The 15,174-nt window shown below is 62.0% G+C and carries 16 protein-coding genes; 13 read left to right on the forward strand and 3 right to left on the reverse strand.

Going from position 1 to position 15,174, the window contains the following annotated elements; genetic code table 11:
* Positions 1–47: 47 nt before the first annotated feature.
* The 5 genes from UF78_RS20155 to UF78_RS20175 are packed head-to-tail and all read left to right on the forward strand — an operon-like array spanning position 48 to position 3,870.
* The gene (locus tag UF78_RS20155) at positions 48–617 is read left to right on the forward strand and encodes a YqgE/AlgH family protein (RefSeq protein ID WP_045163994.1); all 570 of its coding nucleotides are present in this window, start codon (positions 48–50) and stop codon (positions 615–617) included.
* Positions 614–1,039: a Holliday junction resolvase RuvX gene (ruvX, locus tag UF78_RS20160; RefSeq protein ID WP_045163995.1), complete on the forward strand. Its 426-nt coding sequence runs from the start codon at positions 614–616 to the stop codon at positions 1,037–1,039. The genes UF78_RS20155 and ruvX overlap by 4 nt, the downstream gene beginning before the upstream one ends.
* Positions 1,040–1,059: 20 nt before the next feature.
* Entirely contained in the window at positions 1,060–1,572 is a 513-nt protein-coding gene (pyrR, locus tag UF78_RS20165; protein ID WP_045163996.1) for a bifunctional pyr operon transcriptional regulator/uracil phosphoribosyltransferase PyrR, read from the forward strand.
* A gap of 10 nt (positions 1,573–1,582) precedes the next feature.
* Complete coding sequence (locus UF78_RS20170) at positions 1,583–2,599, forward strand: aspartate carbamoyltransferase catalytic subunit (protein ID WP_045163997.1); 1,017 nt, start codon at positions 1,583–1,585, stop codon at positions 2,597–2,599.
* Positions 2,599–3,870 carry a dihydroorotase gene (locus UF78_RS20175; RefSeq protein WP_045163998.1) on the forward strand — a complete coding sequence of 424 codons (1,272 nt, stop codon included), beginning with the start codon at positions 2,599–2,601 and terminating at the stop codon, positions 3,868–3,870. The genes UF78_RS20170 and UF78_RS20175 overlap by 1 nt, the downstream gene beginning before the upstream one ends.
* A gap of 54 nt (positions 3,871–3,924) precedes the next feature.
* On the opposite strand, the gene UF78_RS20180 is transcribed toward UF78_RS20175, so the two are convergent.
* Positions 3,925–4,323, reverse strand: a complete 399-nt coding sequence (locus UF78_RS20180; RefSeq protein WP_045163999.1) for an NINE protein — start codon at positions 4,321–4,323, stop codon at positions 3,925–3,927.
* Between the two features lie 136 nt (positions 4,324–4,459).
* Between UF78_RS20180 and UF78_RS20185 the strand changes: the two genes are divergently transcribed.
* A complete protein-coding gene (locus UF78_RS20185; protein WP_045164000.1) occupies positions 4,460–5,671 on the forward strand; it encodes a putative DNA modification/repair radical SAM protein in 1,212 nt (403 codons plus the stop codon).
* The gene (locus UF78_RS20190) at positions 5,671–6,501 is read left to right on the forward strand and encodes a TIGR03915 family putative DNA repair protein (protein WP_045164001.1); all 831 of its coding nucleotides are present in this window, start codon (positions 5,671–5,673) and stop codon (positions 6,499–6,501) included. The genes UF78_RS20185 and UF78_RS20190 overlap by 1 nt, the downstream gene beginning before the upstream one ends.
* Here the strand turns inward: UF78_RS20190 and UF78_RS20195 are convergent, their stop codons facing one another.
* Both UF78_RS20195 and pilT read right to left on the reverse strand, forming a co-directional pair.
* Complete coding sequence (locus UF78_RS20195) at positions 6,502–7,647, reverse strand: PilT/PilU family type 4a pilus ATPase (RefSeq protein ID WP_045164002.1); 1,146 nt, start codon at positions 7,645–7,647, stop codon at positions 6,502–6,504.
* 78 nt (positions 7,648–7,725) lie between these two features.
* Complete coding sequence (gene pilT / locus UF78_RS20200) at positions 7,726–8,760, reverse strand: type IV pilus twitching motility protein PilT (protein WP_019339777.1); 1,035 nt, start codon at positions 8,758–8,760, stop codon at positions 7,726–7,728.
* Between the two features lie 66 nt (positions 8,761–8,826).
* Between pilT and UF78_RS20205 the strand changes: the two genes are divergently transcribed.
* From UF78_RS20205 to metW, 6 genes are all read left to right on the forward strand, one after another.
* Positions 8,827–9,540 (forward strand): YggS family pyridoxal phosphate-dependent enzyme, encoded by a 714-nt coding sequence (locus UF78_RS20205; RefSeq protein ID WP_045164003.1) that lies wholly within the window; start codon positions 8,827–8,829, stop codon positions 9,538–9,540.
* Between the two features lie 12 nt (positions 9,541–9,552).
* Entirely contained in the window at positions 9,553–10,380 is an 828-nt protein-coding gene (gene proC, locus UF78_RS20210; protein WP_045164004.1) for a pyrroline-5-carboxylate reductase, read from the forward strand.
* Positions 10,381–10,656: 276 nt separating this feature from the next.
* Entirely contained in the window at positions 10,657–11,247 is a 591-nt protein-coding gene (locus UF78_RS20215) for a YggT family protein (protein ID WP_045164005.1), read from the forward strand.
* Between the two features lie 117 nt (positions 11,248–11,364).
* The gene (locus UF78_RS20220) at positions 11,365–13,326 is read left to right on the forward strand and encodes a dynamin-like GTPase family protein (protein ID WP_045164006.1); all 1,962 of its coding nucleotides are present in this window, start codon (positions 11,365–11,367) and stop codon (positions 13,324–13,326) included.
* Between the two features lie 81 nt (positions 13,327–13,407).
* Positions 13,408–14,547: a homoserine O-succinyltransferase MetX gene (gene metX / locus UF78_RS20225; protein ID WP_045164007.1), complete on the forward strand. Its 1,140-nt coding sequence runs from the start codon at positions 13,408–13,410 to the stop codon at positions 14,545–14,547.
* A 9-nt stretch (positions 14,548–14,556) separates the two neighbouring features.
* The gene (gene metW / locus UF78_RS20230) at positions 14,557–15,156 is read left to right on the forward strand and encodes a methionine biosynthesis protein MetW (protein WP_045164008.1); all 600 of its coding nucleotides are present in this window, start codon (positions 14,557–14,559) and stop codon (positions 15,154–15,156) included.
* The last annotated feature ends 18 nt before the right edge of the window (positions 15,157–15,174 follow it).

The following is a 15,174-nucleotide window of genomic DNA, read 5'->3' on the forward strand; positions in this document are numbered from 1 at the left end:
GCGCATGCAGCTTCACGGCCTCGCCCGCAACGCTTAAGCTAGCAACCATGAACGCGACCTCACCCAATTACCTCAAGCATCATTTCCTGATCGCCATGCCCCATATGGCCGACCCCAATTTCGCCCACGCCTTGATTTATCTCGTGGAACACAATCGGGAAGGCGCAATGGGGCTCATCGTCAATCGTCCGAGCGGACTGATCCTGGCCGACATACTCGACCAGCTGCGCCCCGACGAGCCGGTCAGTCCCGCCAGTCAGCAGCTGCCGATTTTCGCCGGTGGTCCGGTGCAGACCGACAGAGGCTTCGTGCTGCACCCGGCCGACGCGCAGTTTCAGGCCACCCTCGGCCTCGGCGACCTAGGCGTGACCACATCCCAGGACGTGCTCTTCGCCATCGCCGACGGCTACGGTCCCAGGCAGCACTTTATCGCTCTCGGCTATGCCGGCTGGGAACCGGGTCAGCTCGAGGCCGAACTGGTCGACAACGCCTGGCTGAGCTGCCCGGCGCAGCCGCACATTCTTTTTGACCTTCCCTACGACCAGCGCCTTGCGGCTGCAGCCGCCTCGCTGGGTGTCGACCTGCGGCTTCTTAGCAGCCAGGTCGGTCACGCATGAGTGCCCTGCGTTTACTGCTGGGCTTCGATTACGGCACCAAGCAGATCGGCGTTGCTGTCGGTCAGGCGATTACCGGCCAGGCCCGGGAGCTTTGCGTGCTCAAGGCGCAGAACGGCGTGCCCGACTGGTCGCAGATCGAAGCGTTATTACGCGAATGGCAACCGGACGCTCTGGTGGTCGGCTTGCCATTGAACATGGATGGCAGCCCCAGCGAAATGAGTGCGCGCGCGGAGAAGTTCGCCCGGCGCCTCAACGGCCGCTTCAACCTGCCGGTGCACACCCACGACGAGCGTCTGACGACCTACGAAGCCAAAGGCGAACGCCTGCGCGGCGGGCAGCAAGGCGGTTACCGCGAATGCCCGGTCGACGCCCTCGCTGCCGCCCTTTTACTCGAAGGCTGGCTGACGGCGCAAACCCTCTGATGCGTTATCAAGGAGAAACGATGACCCTGCCGAACCCCGATCAGCTACTGCCCGAAATGGCCGCGGCGCTGGATCAACACCTGAGCAGTCACGGTATATCGGAGCCTCTTTTTATCGGCATCCACACCGGTGGCGTCTGGATAGGCCAAGCGCTGCTGGACCTGCGCGGCAAGCAGGAAGCCCTCGGCGTGCTGGACGTGTCGTTCTATCGCGACGATTTCACCCAGAATGGCCTGCACCCACAGGTTCGCCCTTCGGCGCTTCCGTTCGAAATAGAAGGCCAGCATCTCGTATTGATCGACGACGTACTGATGAGCGGGCGCACCGTTCGCGCCGCGCTCAACGAGCTGTTCGACTATGGCCGCCCCGCCAGTGTCAGTCTGGTCTGCCTGCTGGACCTCAACGCCCGCGAACTGCCGATCCGGCCGGACGTAGTCGGCGCAACGCTGTCGTTGCCTTCCGACCAAAGGGTAAAGCTGCTCGGCCCGGCACCGCTCGCTCTCGAATACCAGACCCTCGCCTCCGCCAATTGAGACCCTCGCGATGACGCCTACTGACGCCAAGCGGCCGCTACAGCTCAACGACAATGGTCAGCTGCGCCATTTCCTGTCCCTGGATGGCCTGCCTCGCACGCTGCTTACCGAAATCCTCGACACTGCCGACTCCTTTCTCGAAGTCGGTGCCAGAGGAGTCAAGAAGGTCCCCTTGCTGCGCGGCAAGACCGTCTGCAATGTGTTCTTCGAGAACTCCACGCGCACCCGCACCACTTTCGAACTGGCGGCCAAGCGCCTCTCGGCGGACGTGATCACGCTGAACGTTTCCACCTCGTCGACCAGCAAAGGCGAAACCCTGACCGATACGCTGCGCAACCTCGAAGCCATGGCGGCCGACATGTTCGTCGTGCGCCACGCCGATTCGGGCGCTGCACATTTCATCGCCGAACACGTCTGCCCGGACGTCGCAATCATCAATGGCGGTGACGGGCGCCATGCGCACCCCACCCAGGGCATGCTCGACATGCTCACCATCCGCCGCCACAAGGGTGACTTCGAGAAGCTCTCGGTGGCCATCGTCGGCGACATCCTGCATTCGCGGGTAGCCCGTTCCAACATGCTCGCGCTGAAGACGCTCGGCTGTCCGGACATTCGCGTGATAGGCCCGAAAACGCTACTGCCGATCGGCCTGGAGCAATACGGCGTCAGTGTCTTCCACGACATGACCGAAGGCCTGCGCGATGTCGACGTAGTGATCATGCTGCGCCTGCAGCGCGAGCGCATGCAGGGCGGCCTGCTGCCCAGCGAGGGCGAGTTCTACCGTCTCTATGGGCTGACCACACAGCGCATGGCGCTGGCCAAGCGGGACGCCATCGTCATGCATCCAGGCCCGATCAACCGAGGCGTCGAGATCGAATCGGCGGTCGCAGACGGCGACCAGTCAGTAATTCTCAACCAGGTGACCTACGGCATCGCGGTTCGCATGGCGGTGCTCTCCATGGCCATGAGCGGCCAGACCGCCCAGCGCCAGATCGAAACCGAATACGCTGCCGAGGAGCAGAACTGATGCCAACCGAAATCCTCGGCGCTCGCCTGATCGACCCCGCCAACGGGCGCGATGAAATCACCGATATCTATTGCCAGGACGGCTTGGTCGTCGCCATCGGCCAGGCACCAGCTGGCTTCAACGCTGCACACAGCATCAATGCCCAGGGGCTGGTCGCCGCCCCCGGGCTGGTCGATCTGTCCGTTGCCCTGCGCGAGCCGGGTTACAGTCGCAAGGGCAACATCGCCAGCGAGACACTGGCTGCCACGGCCGGCGGCATCACCAGCCTGTGCTGTCCACCGAACACCAAACCGGTGCTGGACACCGCCGCGGTCGCCGAGCTGATCCTCGACCGCGCCCGCGAGTCCGGTCATGCCAAGGTCTTTCCGATTGGCGCGCTGACACGCAACCTGGCGGGAGAACAGCTCGCTGAGCTGGTGGCGCTACGCGATGCCGGCTGTGTCGCTTTCGGCAATGGCCTGACCAACTTCGCCAGCAGCCGGAACCTGAGCCGCGCGCTGGAATATGCAGCGACCTTCGGCCTCACCGTGATCATGCATTCCCAGGACAGCGATCTGGCCGAAGGCGGTCTTGCCCATGAAGGCCCTTCCGCCGCTTTTCTCGGCCTGGCCGGGATCCCTGAAACAGCCGAAACCATCGCCCTGGCGCGCAATCTGCTGCTGGTCGAACAGACTGGTGTCCGCGCCCACTTCAGCCAGCTCAGCACCGCTCGTGGCGCGCAGATGATCGCCGATGCACAGGCGCGCGGCCTGTCGGTGACCGCCGACGTGGCGATGTATCAATTGATCCTGACCGATGAAGCGCTGCACGGCTTTTCCAGCCTTTACCATGTGCAACCGCCGCTACGCAGCGCCGCCGACCGCGACGGCCTGCGCGAAGCAGTCAAAGCTGGCGTCATTTCGGCGATTTCCAGTCATCATCAACCTCACGAAGCGGATGCCAAGCAGGCACCGTTCGGCGAAACCGAGCCGGGCATCAGCAGTGCGGAAATTCTTCTGCCGCTCGCATTGACCCTGGTCGAAGATGGCCTGCTCGATCTGCCGACTCTGATCGCGCGCCTCAGCGGCGGTCCGGCCGCCGCACTGCAGCTTCGGGCGGGACGCCTGGCGGTAGGCGACGCCGCGGATCTGGTCCTGTTCGACCCACGCAGCTCTACCCTCGCTGGCGAAGTCTGGCATTCGAAGGGTCGCAATTGCCCTTTCATCGGCCACTGCCTCCCAGGGGCGGTGCGCCACACCATCGTCGACGGCAGAGTCGCCTTTCAAGCCTGATCTCGAAACCCAGGCGGTCCGGACCAGAAGGTCGGACCGCCCTCGAAACCGTCTTTACCAGCGCTTTTCCATGTTGCGCATCGAAACCTGGCTGTTCAGCGTCCAGAAGTCATAAAGCACGCCCACGAAGAACAGCCCGCCGGTGCACAGGTAGATCAGGCCGGTAATCCATTTGCCCTGATACATCCGGTGCACGCCGAACACGCCGAGGAAGGTCAGCAGAATCCAGGCGACGGTGTAATCGATCGGGCCAGGCTGAAAGCGCATGTCGGCCTCCCGGTCCATCGACGGGATCAGAAACAGGTCGATGATCCAGCCAACGAAGAACAAGCCGAGCGTGAAAAACCAGATGGTGCCGGTAATCGGCTTGCCGTAGTAGAAGCGGTGGGAACCGAGGAATCCGAATATCCACAGAAGATAGCCGATCAGGGTGCTATGGGTGTTCTGCCGCATCTGAGCCTCGCTGGTCTGATTGAGTCGCGCGTTGAGCTTATCCGATTCTCGGCCGAGTGAACGGTCTGCCGAACGGGCCGTTACGCGATGAGGCGACCGTGATACTGTATATGCAAACAGTATACAGATGGTCCTCATGCAGCTGATCGAAAAGCTCAGCGTCCTTGCCGACGCTGCCAAATATGACGTGTCATGTGCCAGCAGCGGCGCGCCAAAGCGCAGTTCGAAAGGCCGCAGTGGGCTTGGTGCCACGAACGGTATGGGCATCTGCCACAGCTTCACGCCGGACGGCCGCTGTGTGGCGCTACTCAAGGTGCTGCTGACTAACTTCTGCCTGTATGACTGCCAGTACTGCGTCAATCGGCGTTCCAGTGACGTACCGCGAGCGCGTTTCACCCCGGAAGAAGTGGTGACGCTGACACTCGACTTTTACCGTCGCAACTGCATCAGCGGTCTGTTTCTCAGCTCCGGCATCATTCGCTCGGCCGACTACACCATGGAACAGCTCAATCGAGTAGCCAAGCTGCTACGCGAGGAGCATGAGTTCCGCGGCTACATCCATCTGAAGACCATCCCGGACGCCGATCCGCTGCTCATCGCCGAGGCCGGTCGCTACGCCGACCGCCTCAGCGTCAATATCGAACTGCCGACCGAGTCCAGCCTGCTCCGCCTCGCGCCGGAAAAACAGGTGGTGACGATCAAACAGGCCATGCATTCGATTTATCAAGGAGAGACCGAAGCCCAGGCGGAGAAAGGTTCGCCGCGTTTCGCTCCGGCCGGGCAAAGCACGCAGATGATCGTTGGCGCCGACGCAACTGACGACAGCACCATTCTGCATACTGCACAGTCGTTGTATGGCGACTTCCGCCTGCGCCGCGTGTACTACTCGGCGTTCAGCCCGATTCCGCACAGCCCCAAGACCGTTCCCTTCGAGGCGCCGCCACTGCTGCGCGAACACCGGTTGTACCAAGCCGATTTTCTCATGCGCGGTTACGGTTTTCGGGCCGGCGAGCTGCTTGCCGGTCCAGGCAACCTACCGCTGGACATCGATCCCAAGCTCGCCTGGGCGCTGTCCAACCGTGAGCATTTCCCAGTGGACCTGAATCGCGCCGAAGCGGCGCTGATCGCGCGCATTCCCGGGATCGGCATCCTCAGCGCCCAGCGCCTGGTGGCCCTACGCCGGCAGAAGCGCATTCGCTTCGAGGACCTGACGCGCCTTCGCTGCTCGCTGGAAAAGGCCAAACCCTTCATCGTGACCCTCGACTATCGACCGAGCCAGGCCCAGCGGGAATCTGCCGTCCTGCGCCAACAACTCGGCGAAGGTCCCGTACAGATGGGATTGTGGTGATGCGTCAGGTACGTTTCGACGGCACTTTCGCTGGCTGGCGCGACGCTGCGCGTGACCTGCTCCGCCGCAAGGTCGCCCCTCATCAGGTGGAGTGGCTCGGCAGTGACGATAGCGGTGGTTTGTTCGACGAGCCCGATGTACCCGAACCGTCAGAGCCGATGTCTCGGACACGCATTCCACGGCAACTGATCGACGAACTGGAGAGCGCGGCGCGCTTTCGAACTAGCGGCCGATGGAGCCTGCTATACCGCATTCTCTGGCGGGTCGCCAGGGGTGATCAGACGGCCCGGCTGGTCGGCGACGCTGATGGCAGTGAACTGCACGCACGGATCAAGGCGGTACGCCGCGAAACGCACCACATGCATGCTTTTCTGCGCTTCAGCCCAGCGGGCGCTGACGAAGTGGTGGACTATGTGGCCTGGTTCGAACCGGCCCACGACATCTTGCTCAGCGCCGCGCCGCACTTCGCCGACCGCATGGGCCTGCACTCCTGGCTGATCGCAACCCCGGACAATGCGGTGCTATGGGATGGTGAAACCATGCATTACGCCAACCCCTGCCCGCCCGCCTGGCGGCAACTGGCGCAATCGGTCGAGGATCCCGGCGCGCACCTGTGGAAGGCCTACTACGAAAGTACCTTCAACCCGGCGCGGCTCAACCGGGAAGTAATGCAGAGCAATCTGCCGGTACGCTTCTGGAAAAACCTGCCCGAAGGATCGCTGATTCCACAGCTGATGAGCCGCGCCAGGGCCGGGGCCCAGCGTGACGGTCAGGCCGAACGGGTCGCCAGCCGGCCCGGCAAACGCATCGGCCAATCAGGAAGGACCTGATCAGCGGAAGCTGCGACCCGGGTCGTCGTCGCTGACTTCCAGAGTGAGGCCTTGGGATACGGAGGTCAGATGTTCGCCATCGGTCTCCGAGCCCAATTTGATCATCAGGCGCAGGTCGTTGGACGAGTCGGCATGCAGCAGCGCATCTTCGTAGGTGATCTCGCCCTGCACGTAAAGGTTGTAGAGCGCCTGATCGAACGTCTGCATGCCGAGGTCGGTGGAGCGCTTCATCAGTGATTTGAGTTCGTGCACTTCACCCTTGCGGATCAGGTCAGCCGCCAGCGGCGTATTGATCAATACCTCGATGACCGCCCGCCGGCCTTTACCGTCGGGCGTGGGGATCAGTTGCTGGGCGACGATGGCCTTGAGATTGAGCGAGAGATCCATCCAGACCTGCTGCTGCCGGTCGGCGGGGAAGAAGTTGATGATTCGATCCAGTGCCTGGTTGGCGTTGTTGGCGTGTAGCGTGGCCAGGCACAGGTGGCCGGTTTCGGCGAACGCGACCGCATAGTCCATGGTCTCGCGGGTCCGCACCTCACCGATGAGGATCACATCGGGCGCTTGGCGCAGCGTGTTCTTCAGCGCCACGTCGAAGGAATCGGTATCGATACCGACCTCGCGCTGAGTAACGATGCAGCTCTGATGCTGGTGAATGAACTCGATGGGGTCTTCGATGGAAATGATATGACCGCTGGAGTTCTTGTTGCGGTAGCCGATCATCGCCGCCAGCGAAGTGGACTTGCCGGTGCCGGTAGCGCCGACGAACAGCACCAGCCCACGCTTGGTCATCGCCAGCTTTTTCAGCACGTCCGGCAGTTTCAGGTCTTCGAGCGTCGGGATATTGGTCTCGATACGGCGCAGCACCATCCCGGCGAGGTTGCGCTGATAGAAGGCGCTGACCCGGAAGCGACCGATGCCGCGCGCGCTGATGGCAAAGTTGCACTCGTGGTTCTCGGCGAACTCGCGGCGCTGCTGCTCGTTCATCACGGCATGCACGGTTTCGCGGGTCATTTCCGGCGACATGGGCGTCTTGTTCACCGGCAGGATCTTGCCGTTGACCTTCATCGAAGGCGGCACACCAGCGGTAATGAACAGATCGGATCCGCCCTTTTCGACCATCAGGCGCAACAGTTTCTCGAATTCCATCGTCGTTCTCGTAGTCTGGCGAAGCCGCGTTGTAGCGAAGCGGAAGCCGGCGACGATGTCGCCGGACCACCCGTGGGTTTAGAAATTTTCCGGCTGTTTGGCCTTTTCTTTGGCTGCGTCGCGCGAAATCAACCCCTTGGCCAGCAGCCCCTTGAGACAGGAATCGAGCGTCTGCATGCCCAGCGAACCGCCGGTCTGGATCGAGGAATACATCTGCGCCACCTTGTCCTCGCGGATCAGGTTTCGGATCGCCGGTGTACCGATCATGATTTCGTGCGCGGCCACTCGACCGCCACCGACCTTCTTCAGCAGGGTCTGGGAGATCACCGCCTGCAGCGATTCGGAGAGCATCGAGCGAACCATGGATTTTTCTTCCGCCGGGAACACATCGACCACGCGGTCAATGGTCTTGGCCGCCGAGGTGGTGTGCAGGGTGCCGAATACCAGGTGACCGGTTTCCGCGGCGGTCAGCGCCAGGCGGATGGTTTCCAGATCGCGCATCTCGCCCACGAGGATGATGTCCGGGTCTTCACGCAGCGCCGAGCGCAGGGCTTCGGAGAAGCCCAATGTGTCGCGGTGCACTTCGCGCTGGTTGACCAGGCACTTCTTCGACTCGTGGACGAACTCGATCGGGTCCTCGATGGTGAGGATGTGGTGATATTTGGTGTTGTTCAGATAGTCGAGCATCGCCGCCAGGGTGGTCGACTTGCCCGAACCGGTCGGCCCGGTGACCAGCACCAGCCCTCGCGGCACATCGGTGATCTTGCGGAAGACCTCGCCCATGCCGAGGTCTTCCATGGTCAGCACCTTCGACGGAATGGTCCGGAACACCGCACCGGCGCCGCGATTCTGGTTGAATGCGTTGACCCGGAAGCGCGCCACGCCGGGCACTTCGAACGAAAAGTCAGTCTCGAGGAACTCCTCGAAATCCTTGCGCTGCTTGTCGTTCATGATGTCGTAGATCAGTGCGTGCACCTGCTTGTGGTCCATCGCCGGCAGATTGATCCGGCGCACGTCACCGTCAACGCGGATCATCGGCGGCAAGCCGGAAGACAGGTGCAAGTCAGACGCACCCTGCTTGGCACTGAAGGCCAGCAGTTCTGTGATATCCATGGGACTCCCCAATTACAAGCAAGCAGGTAGAATGCCGCGCAGACCCTAAGGTGGCAGGCGCAGTTAATGTCCACGATAGCGAACAATATTGCAAAGGTCGCAACGCGCATCCGTGAGGCGGCGCAAGCTGTGGCGCGTGATCCCGACGAGGTACGCCTGTTGGCGGTCAGCAAGACCCAGCCGGCCGCCGCGATTCGCGAGGCATCCAGCGCCGGTGTACTCGATTTCGGCGAGAACTATCTGCAGGAAGCTCTTGAGAAACAGGCCGAGCTCGCCGACCTGTCATTGACCTGGCATTTCATCGGCCCGATCCAGTCGAACAAGACCAAGGCGATCGCCGAGCACTTCGACTGGGTTCATTCGGTCGACCGCCTGAAGATCGCTCAGCGGCTCTCCGACCAGCGCCCCGAATCACTGCCACCGCTGAATATCTGCCTGCAGGTGAATGTCAGTGGCGAGGCCAGCAAGTCCGGTTGCGAACCACAGGATGTGCCAGAACTGGCTCAGGTCATCGCCGCCCTGCCCCGCCTGCGTCTGCGGGGGCTGATGACGATTCCCGAGCCGACCGACGATCCCGCCGAGCAGCGTGCCGCCTTCGCCCGCCTGCGACAGTTGCAAAACGAGCTCGACCTCGAGCTCGACACCCTCTCCATGGGCATGAGCCAGGATCTGGAGGCTGCCATCGCAGCAGGCGCCACCTGGGTCCGCATCGGCACTGCCCTGTTCGGCGCCCGCGCGTCGCCACCGCAGACCGCTCCGGCCAAACCTGCGCATAAGTAAAGGAACCCACGCATGAACACACCCCGTATCGCATTCATCGGCGGCGGCAACATGGCTGCCAGCCTGATCGGCGGGTTGCGTGCCCAAGGCGTATCCGCCACATCCATCTGTGCCAGCGATCCAGGCGCTGACAAGCGCGCCGAGCTGGAGTCAACCCACGGCATCGAGACCTTCGCCGACAACAGCCAAGCCGTTGCCGGTGCCGATGTCGTCCTGCTGGCGGTCAAACCGCAGATGATGCAGTCGGTCTGCCGCGATCTGGCCGTCCATCTGCAATCGAACCAGCTGATCGTGTCGATCGCCGCGGGAATCAACTGCGCCAGCTTGCAGCAATGGCTGGGGCCGCAGACGCCACGGGCCATCGTGCGCTGCATGCCGAATACGCCATCGCTATTGCGTCAAGGCGTCAGCGGGTTGTTCGCCAGTGCTCAGGTCAGCGTTGAGCAAAAACAACAGGCCGAGCAGTTGCTATCGGCTGTGGGCCTGGCGCTCTGGCTGGACAAGGAAGAACTGATCGACGCCGTCACCGCCGTCTCCGGCAGCGGGCCCGCCTATTTCTTCCTGTTGATCGAAGCCATGACCGCCGCCGGCCAGCACCTGGGCCTGCCACGCGACACCGCGGCGCAGCTGACACTGCACACCGCGCTGGGTGCCGCACGGATGGCCTGCGAAAGCGACGTCGAGGCAGCCGAACTGCGTCGCCGCGTCACCTCGCCGAACGGAACCACCGAAGCGGCGATCAAAGCCTTCCAGACAGGCGGCTTCGAGAGCCTGGTTCAACAGGCGATGAATGCCGCCGCACAACGCTCGGCCGAACTCGCCGAACAACTGGGTAATTAGGGTCTGTTGACGTTTCGTTCGCGGCCGCGCCGGAGCTTGTTTTTGCGCGGAGCAAGGCATGAGGAGAGAAGTTTGGTCATTCCAAATGAACGACGAATAACGCCGCACCGCGCAAAAACAGGCCCGGCCCTTCGGGTTGCGCGGCAAATGACGCCATGCGGCGTTGCGAGACTTGTCAAGGGAACAACCATTACCTGCGTCCCGCGCCTTGCCTGGCGTCATTTGACGCAGCAACGCGGCTCGCGACGAAACATCAACAGACCCTAAGGAGCCTTCATGTCGCAACTCTCACAAGCCCTGATCCTGATCGTCCAGACGCTCGGCAGTCTCTATCTGCTGATCGTGCTGCTGCGCTTTATCCTGCAGTTGGTCCGGGCGGACTTCTACAATCCGCTGAGCCAGTTCATCGTGCGCGCCACGCACCCCTTGCTGCGACCGTTGCGCCGGGTGATACCGAGCATCGGCGGCATCGATCTATCCTCGCTGGTGCTGGCCATCGTGATTCAAGTGCTGCTGATGGCTGCCATCCTGATGCTGGCCTACGGCACCATCGGCAACCCGCTGCAGCTTCTGGTCTGGGCGCTGATTGGCGTGACCGGGCTGTTTCTGAACATATTCTTCTACGCGCTGATCATCAGCGTAATCCTGTCCTGGGTCGCACCCGGTAGCCACAACCCCGGCGCTCAACTGGTCAACCAGATCTGCGAACCGGCGCTGGCACCTTTCCGCCGCCTGCTGCCCAATCTTGGCGGGCTGGATATCTCGCCGATCTTCGCTTTTCTGGCGATCAAGCTGCTGGACATGCTGGTGATCAACAACTTGGCGATGATGACGCATATGCCCAATATCCTCCGCTCGCTGATCTGAGGCCAACCGTCTGCGCACCACATGCGGCCTTTGAGCGGTAGTTCACACCCTCTCAATTGACCCGCATCGGGCGATTGGGATAATCGCCCGATCCGCCTTTCAGGAAGCACCACGATCATGGAACGACTAGACCGGCAAGTGGATGCCTACGTTACCTGGAAGCGTGATCTGGTTCGGGAGATCACCCGCTACCGCAGCTGGCTGGGGCACAACCGCCTCAATTCGGAGGCGGTAGATGCGCGGCTTGATCGTGCCTTGAAACTGCTGCGCACCGATCACATCACCCTGGCGTTCGTCGGCGAGTTTTCCCGTGGCAAGACGGAGCTGATCAACAGCCTGTTTTTCTCCGGGTACGGCCAACGCATCCTGCCCTCGCGTGCAGGGCGCACCACCATGTGCCCAACCGAACTGTTTTTTGATCCACGCGCGGAGCGCTCCTATATCCGCCTGTTGCCGATCGAGTCGCGCCTGGACGACACGAGCATCGCCCAGCTCAAGCGCAATCCGCGTTTCTGGCAGAACATAGCGCTGGATCCGAACAAGCCGGACGCCATGGTCGAAGCCTTCACCCAGGTCGCTTCCACCAAATCCATGCCGGTGGAGCAAGCCATTCAGCTCGGTTTCCATCCCGACTCACTGGAACAAGCGGAGACGGCCGGCGAAGTCATGGTGCCGGCCTGGCGGCACGCGATGGTCAACTTCGATCACCCCCTGTTGCGCCAGGGGTTGCGGATACTCGATACGCCGGGCCTCAACGCGCTGGGCAGCGAGCCAGAACTCACCCTGTCGATGCTGCCGAGTGCCCAGGCGGTAATTTTTTTGTTGTCAGCCGACGCCGGCGTGACCGCCAGCGATATGGATATCTGGCAGCAGCATATCCATCAGCTCGACGACGGCGGTCGACACCGTTTGTTCGCCGTGCTCAACAAAATCGATGTGCTCTGGGACGACGTCTCCGGCGACGCGTTCGTCAACGATGCGATCCAGAGGATGCAGAGCAGCACCGCCCAACAGTTGGGTATCGCCGTCGACGACGTGCTTCCGCTTTCGGCCAAGCAGGCACTGCTTGCGAAGATTCGCGGCGATCAGCCACTGCTTGAGCGCAGCCGACTGGTGGCGCTGGAGCAGCTTCTTTGCGAACGCATCCTCGCGCAGAAGGAGCGCCTGCTGGAGCAACAGGTGGTGCGCCAGGTGCTCGCTCTGCTACAGAACAGCCAGCACATCCTGACCCAGCGCTTGGCCAAGGTTCGCGAACAGAGCGAACTGCTCGATAACCGCCGTCACGATAGCGGGCAGCTGTTGCTGGAGCTGACCGCCCGCACTCGGCACGATCACAATCAGCACCACAAGCGCCTGCTGCAATTGAAGACCAACCAGCGCCTGCTGCAGCGTCAGGGCGAGCTGCTGCGCGGCACCGTGCGCGCCGAGCGCTTGGAAGAGCATTTGACCCGCCTGCGCCGCAGCCTGACAGGCAGCCTGACGACCCTGGGTATCAACCTGAGCATTCTGCACTTCTTCCGTTCGGTCGAGCAGGACCTGGGTGCGCTCGAGCATGAGGCGGCGCTAGCAAACAAGATGGTGTCGGCGATCTACGCCCGCCACAACGAACAGAACCCGCTGCACGGGGTCGACGCTCCCCTGTTTCGGCTCGGCCCTTACCAGAAAGAGCTGAAGGGACTGCAGAACAAAGCCGACCAGTTTCGCCTGCAGCTTAAAACGCTGCTTACCGAGCAGCGCACGCTGACCCGACGCTTCTTCGCCACCCTGGTGCAGGAAGTCATCGGAATGCATCAGCGCCTGCGTCAGGACGCCGAGCAATGGGCCGACGAAGCCCTGATGCCGTTGATGCAACATTCATTGGAGCACAAGCAACAGCTCGAAGCGCACCTGCTGCAGCTAAAAAGCCTGGCACAGGAGAGCCAGCAAAGCAGCCAGCGCGGTCGTCTGCTGGCACGCTACAGCCTCGAGCTGGAGCAACAGTTGGCACAGGCTGGGGAAATGTTGCGATTGCTGCGGCGGCCGGCTCCGATCCGTCGCCAGGGCAAAGTGGTCAGCCTCACCAGCGCCAGCCTGAGTTGACTCGGGCGTTGCGATTGAGGATGAATTGAGGCGCGCTAACCTTTAGACTTTGCCGCCTTCTTCCAGTACGAGCCAGGGTCGATGCCCACAGCTATTCCAGCCGATTCCGTTGGTCTGGTGAGTCCGAAGGTCGAGCATTTCGCCGAACCGCTGGCACTTGCCTGCGGCCGCACGCTCAATGACTACCAGCTGATCTACGAAACCTACGGTGAATTGAACACCGCGCGCAGTAATGCCGTGCTGATCTGCCATGCGCTGTCCGGCCATCACCATGCAGCCGGTTTCCACAGCATGGACGAGAATAAACCCGGCTGGTGGGACAGCTGCATCGGGCCGGGCAAGGCGATCGACACCAACCGCTTCTTCGTGGTCAGCCTGAACAACCTCGGTGGATGCAACGGCTCGACCGGCCCCAGCAGCATCAACCCACTGACCGGCAAGCCTTACGGGGCGGACTTCCCCGTCGTCACGGTGGAGGACTGGGTCAACAGCCAGGCACGCCTGGCCGATGTATTGGGCATCGAACAGTGGGCGGCAGTGGTGGGCGGCAGCCTCGGCGGCATGCAGGCGATGCAATGGACCATGAGCTATCCAGAACGGGTTCGCCACTGCGTCGCGATCGCCTCGGCGTCCAAGTTGTCGGCGCAGAACATCGCCTTCAACGAGGTGGCGCGCCAGGCGATCCTGTCCGATCCGGAGTTCCACGGCGGGCACTTCCAGGAACGCAACGTGATTCCCAAGCGCGGCCTGATGCTGGCCCGAATGGTCGGCCATATCACCTACCTGTCCGATGACGCCATGGGCACCAAGTTCGGTCGCGGCCTGAAGAGCGAGAAGCTCAACTACGATTTCAACAGTGTCGAATTCCAAGTCGAGAGCTACCTGCGTTATCAAGGCGAAGAGTTCTCCAGTCGTTTCGACGCCAACACCTACTTGCTGATGACCAAGGCGCTGGACTACTTCGATCCGGCGGCGGCGTTTGACGACGATCTGGCAAAAGCCCTGTCGACGGCCAAGGCGGACTTCTGCGTGATCTCCTTCACCACCGATTGGCGTTTCTCCCCGGAGCGTTCACATGAAATCGTCGATGCGCTGATGGCGGCACGCAAGAACGTCTGTTACCTGGAAATCGACGCTCCCCAGGGCCATGACGCCTTTCTGATTCCCATTCCCCGCTATCTGCAGGCGTTTCGCGGCTACATGAACCGCATCGTCGTATAAGGAACCCACATGCGCGCCGACCTGGAAATCATCCAAGACTGGATACCGGCGGGTAGCCGCGTGCTCGACCTCGGTTGCGGCAACGGCGAGCTACTGGCCTGGCTGCGAGATCACAAGCAGGTCAGTGGTTACGGCCTGGAAATCGATCCCGATAATATCGCCGCCTGCATCGACAAGGGCGTCAACGTCATCGAGCAGGACCTCGACAAGGGCCTGGGCAATTTCGCCAGCGACAGCTTCGACATGGTGGTCATGACCCAGGCGCTGCAAGCGGTGCATTACCCGGATGTGTTGCTCAAGGAAATGCTCCGTGTCGGTCGCGAATGCATCATCACCTTTCCCAACTTCGGCCACTGGCGCTGCCGCTGGTATCTGGCCAGCAAGGGTCGCATGCCGGTCTCGGAGTTCCTGCCCTACACTTGGTACAACACGCCGAACATCCACTTCTGCACCTTCGAGGATTTCGAGCGGCTGTGTCGTGAACGCGGAGCCCGGGTACTCGAACGCCTGGCGGTGGATCGCCATCACAAGCATGGGATGGCAAGTCGCCTATGGCCCAACCTGATCGGCGAGATCGGTATATACCGAGTCACCGGACCGGGCCGCTGATCCGCTTCATCAATGGAG

The sequence above is a fragment of the Stutzerimonas stutzeri genome (genome assembly GCF_000952685.1).
In the GTDB taxonomy this organism is placed as follows: domain Bacteria; phylum Pseudomonadota; class Gammaproteobacteria; order Pseudomonadales; family Pseudomonadaceae; genus Stutzerimonas; species Stutzerimonas stutzeri_E.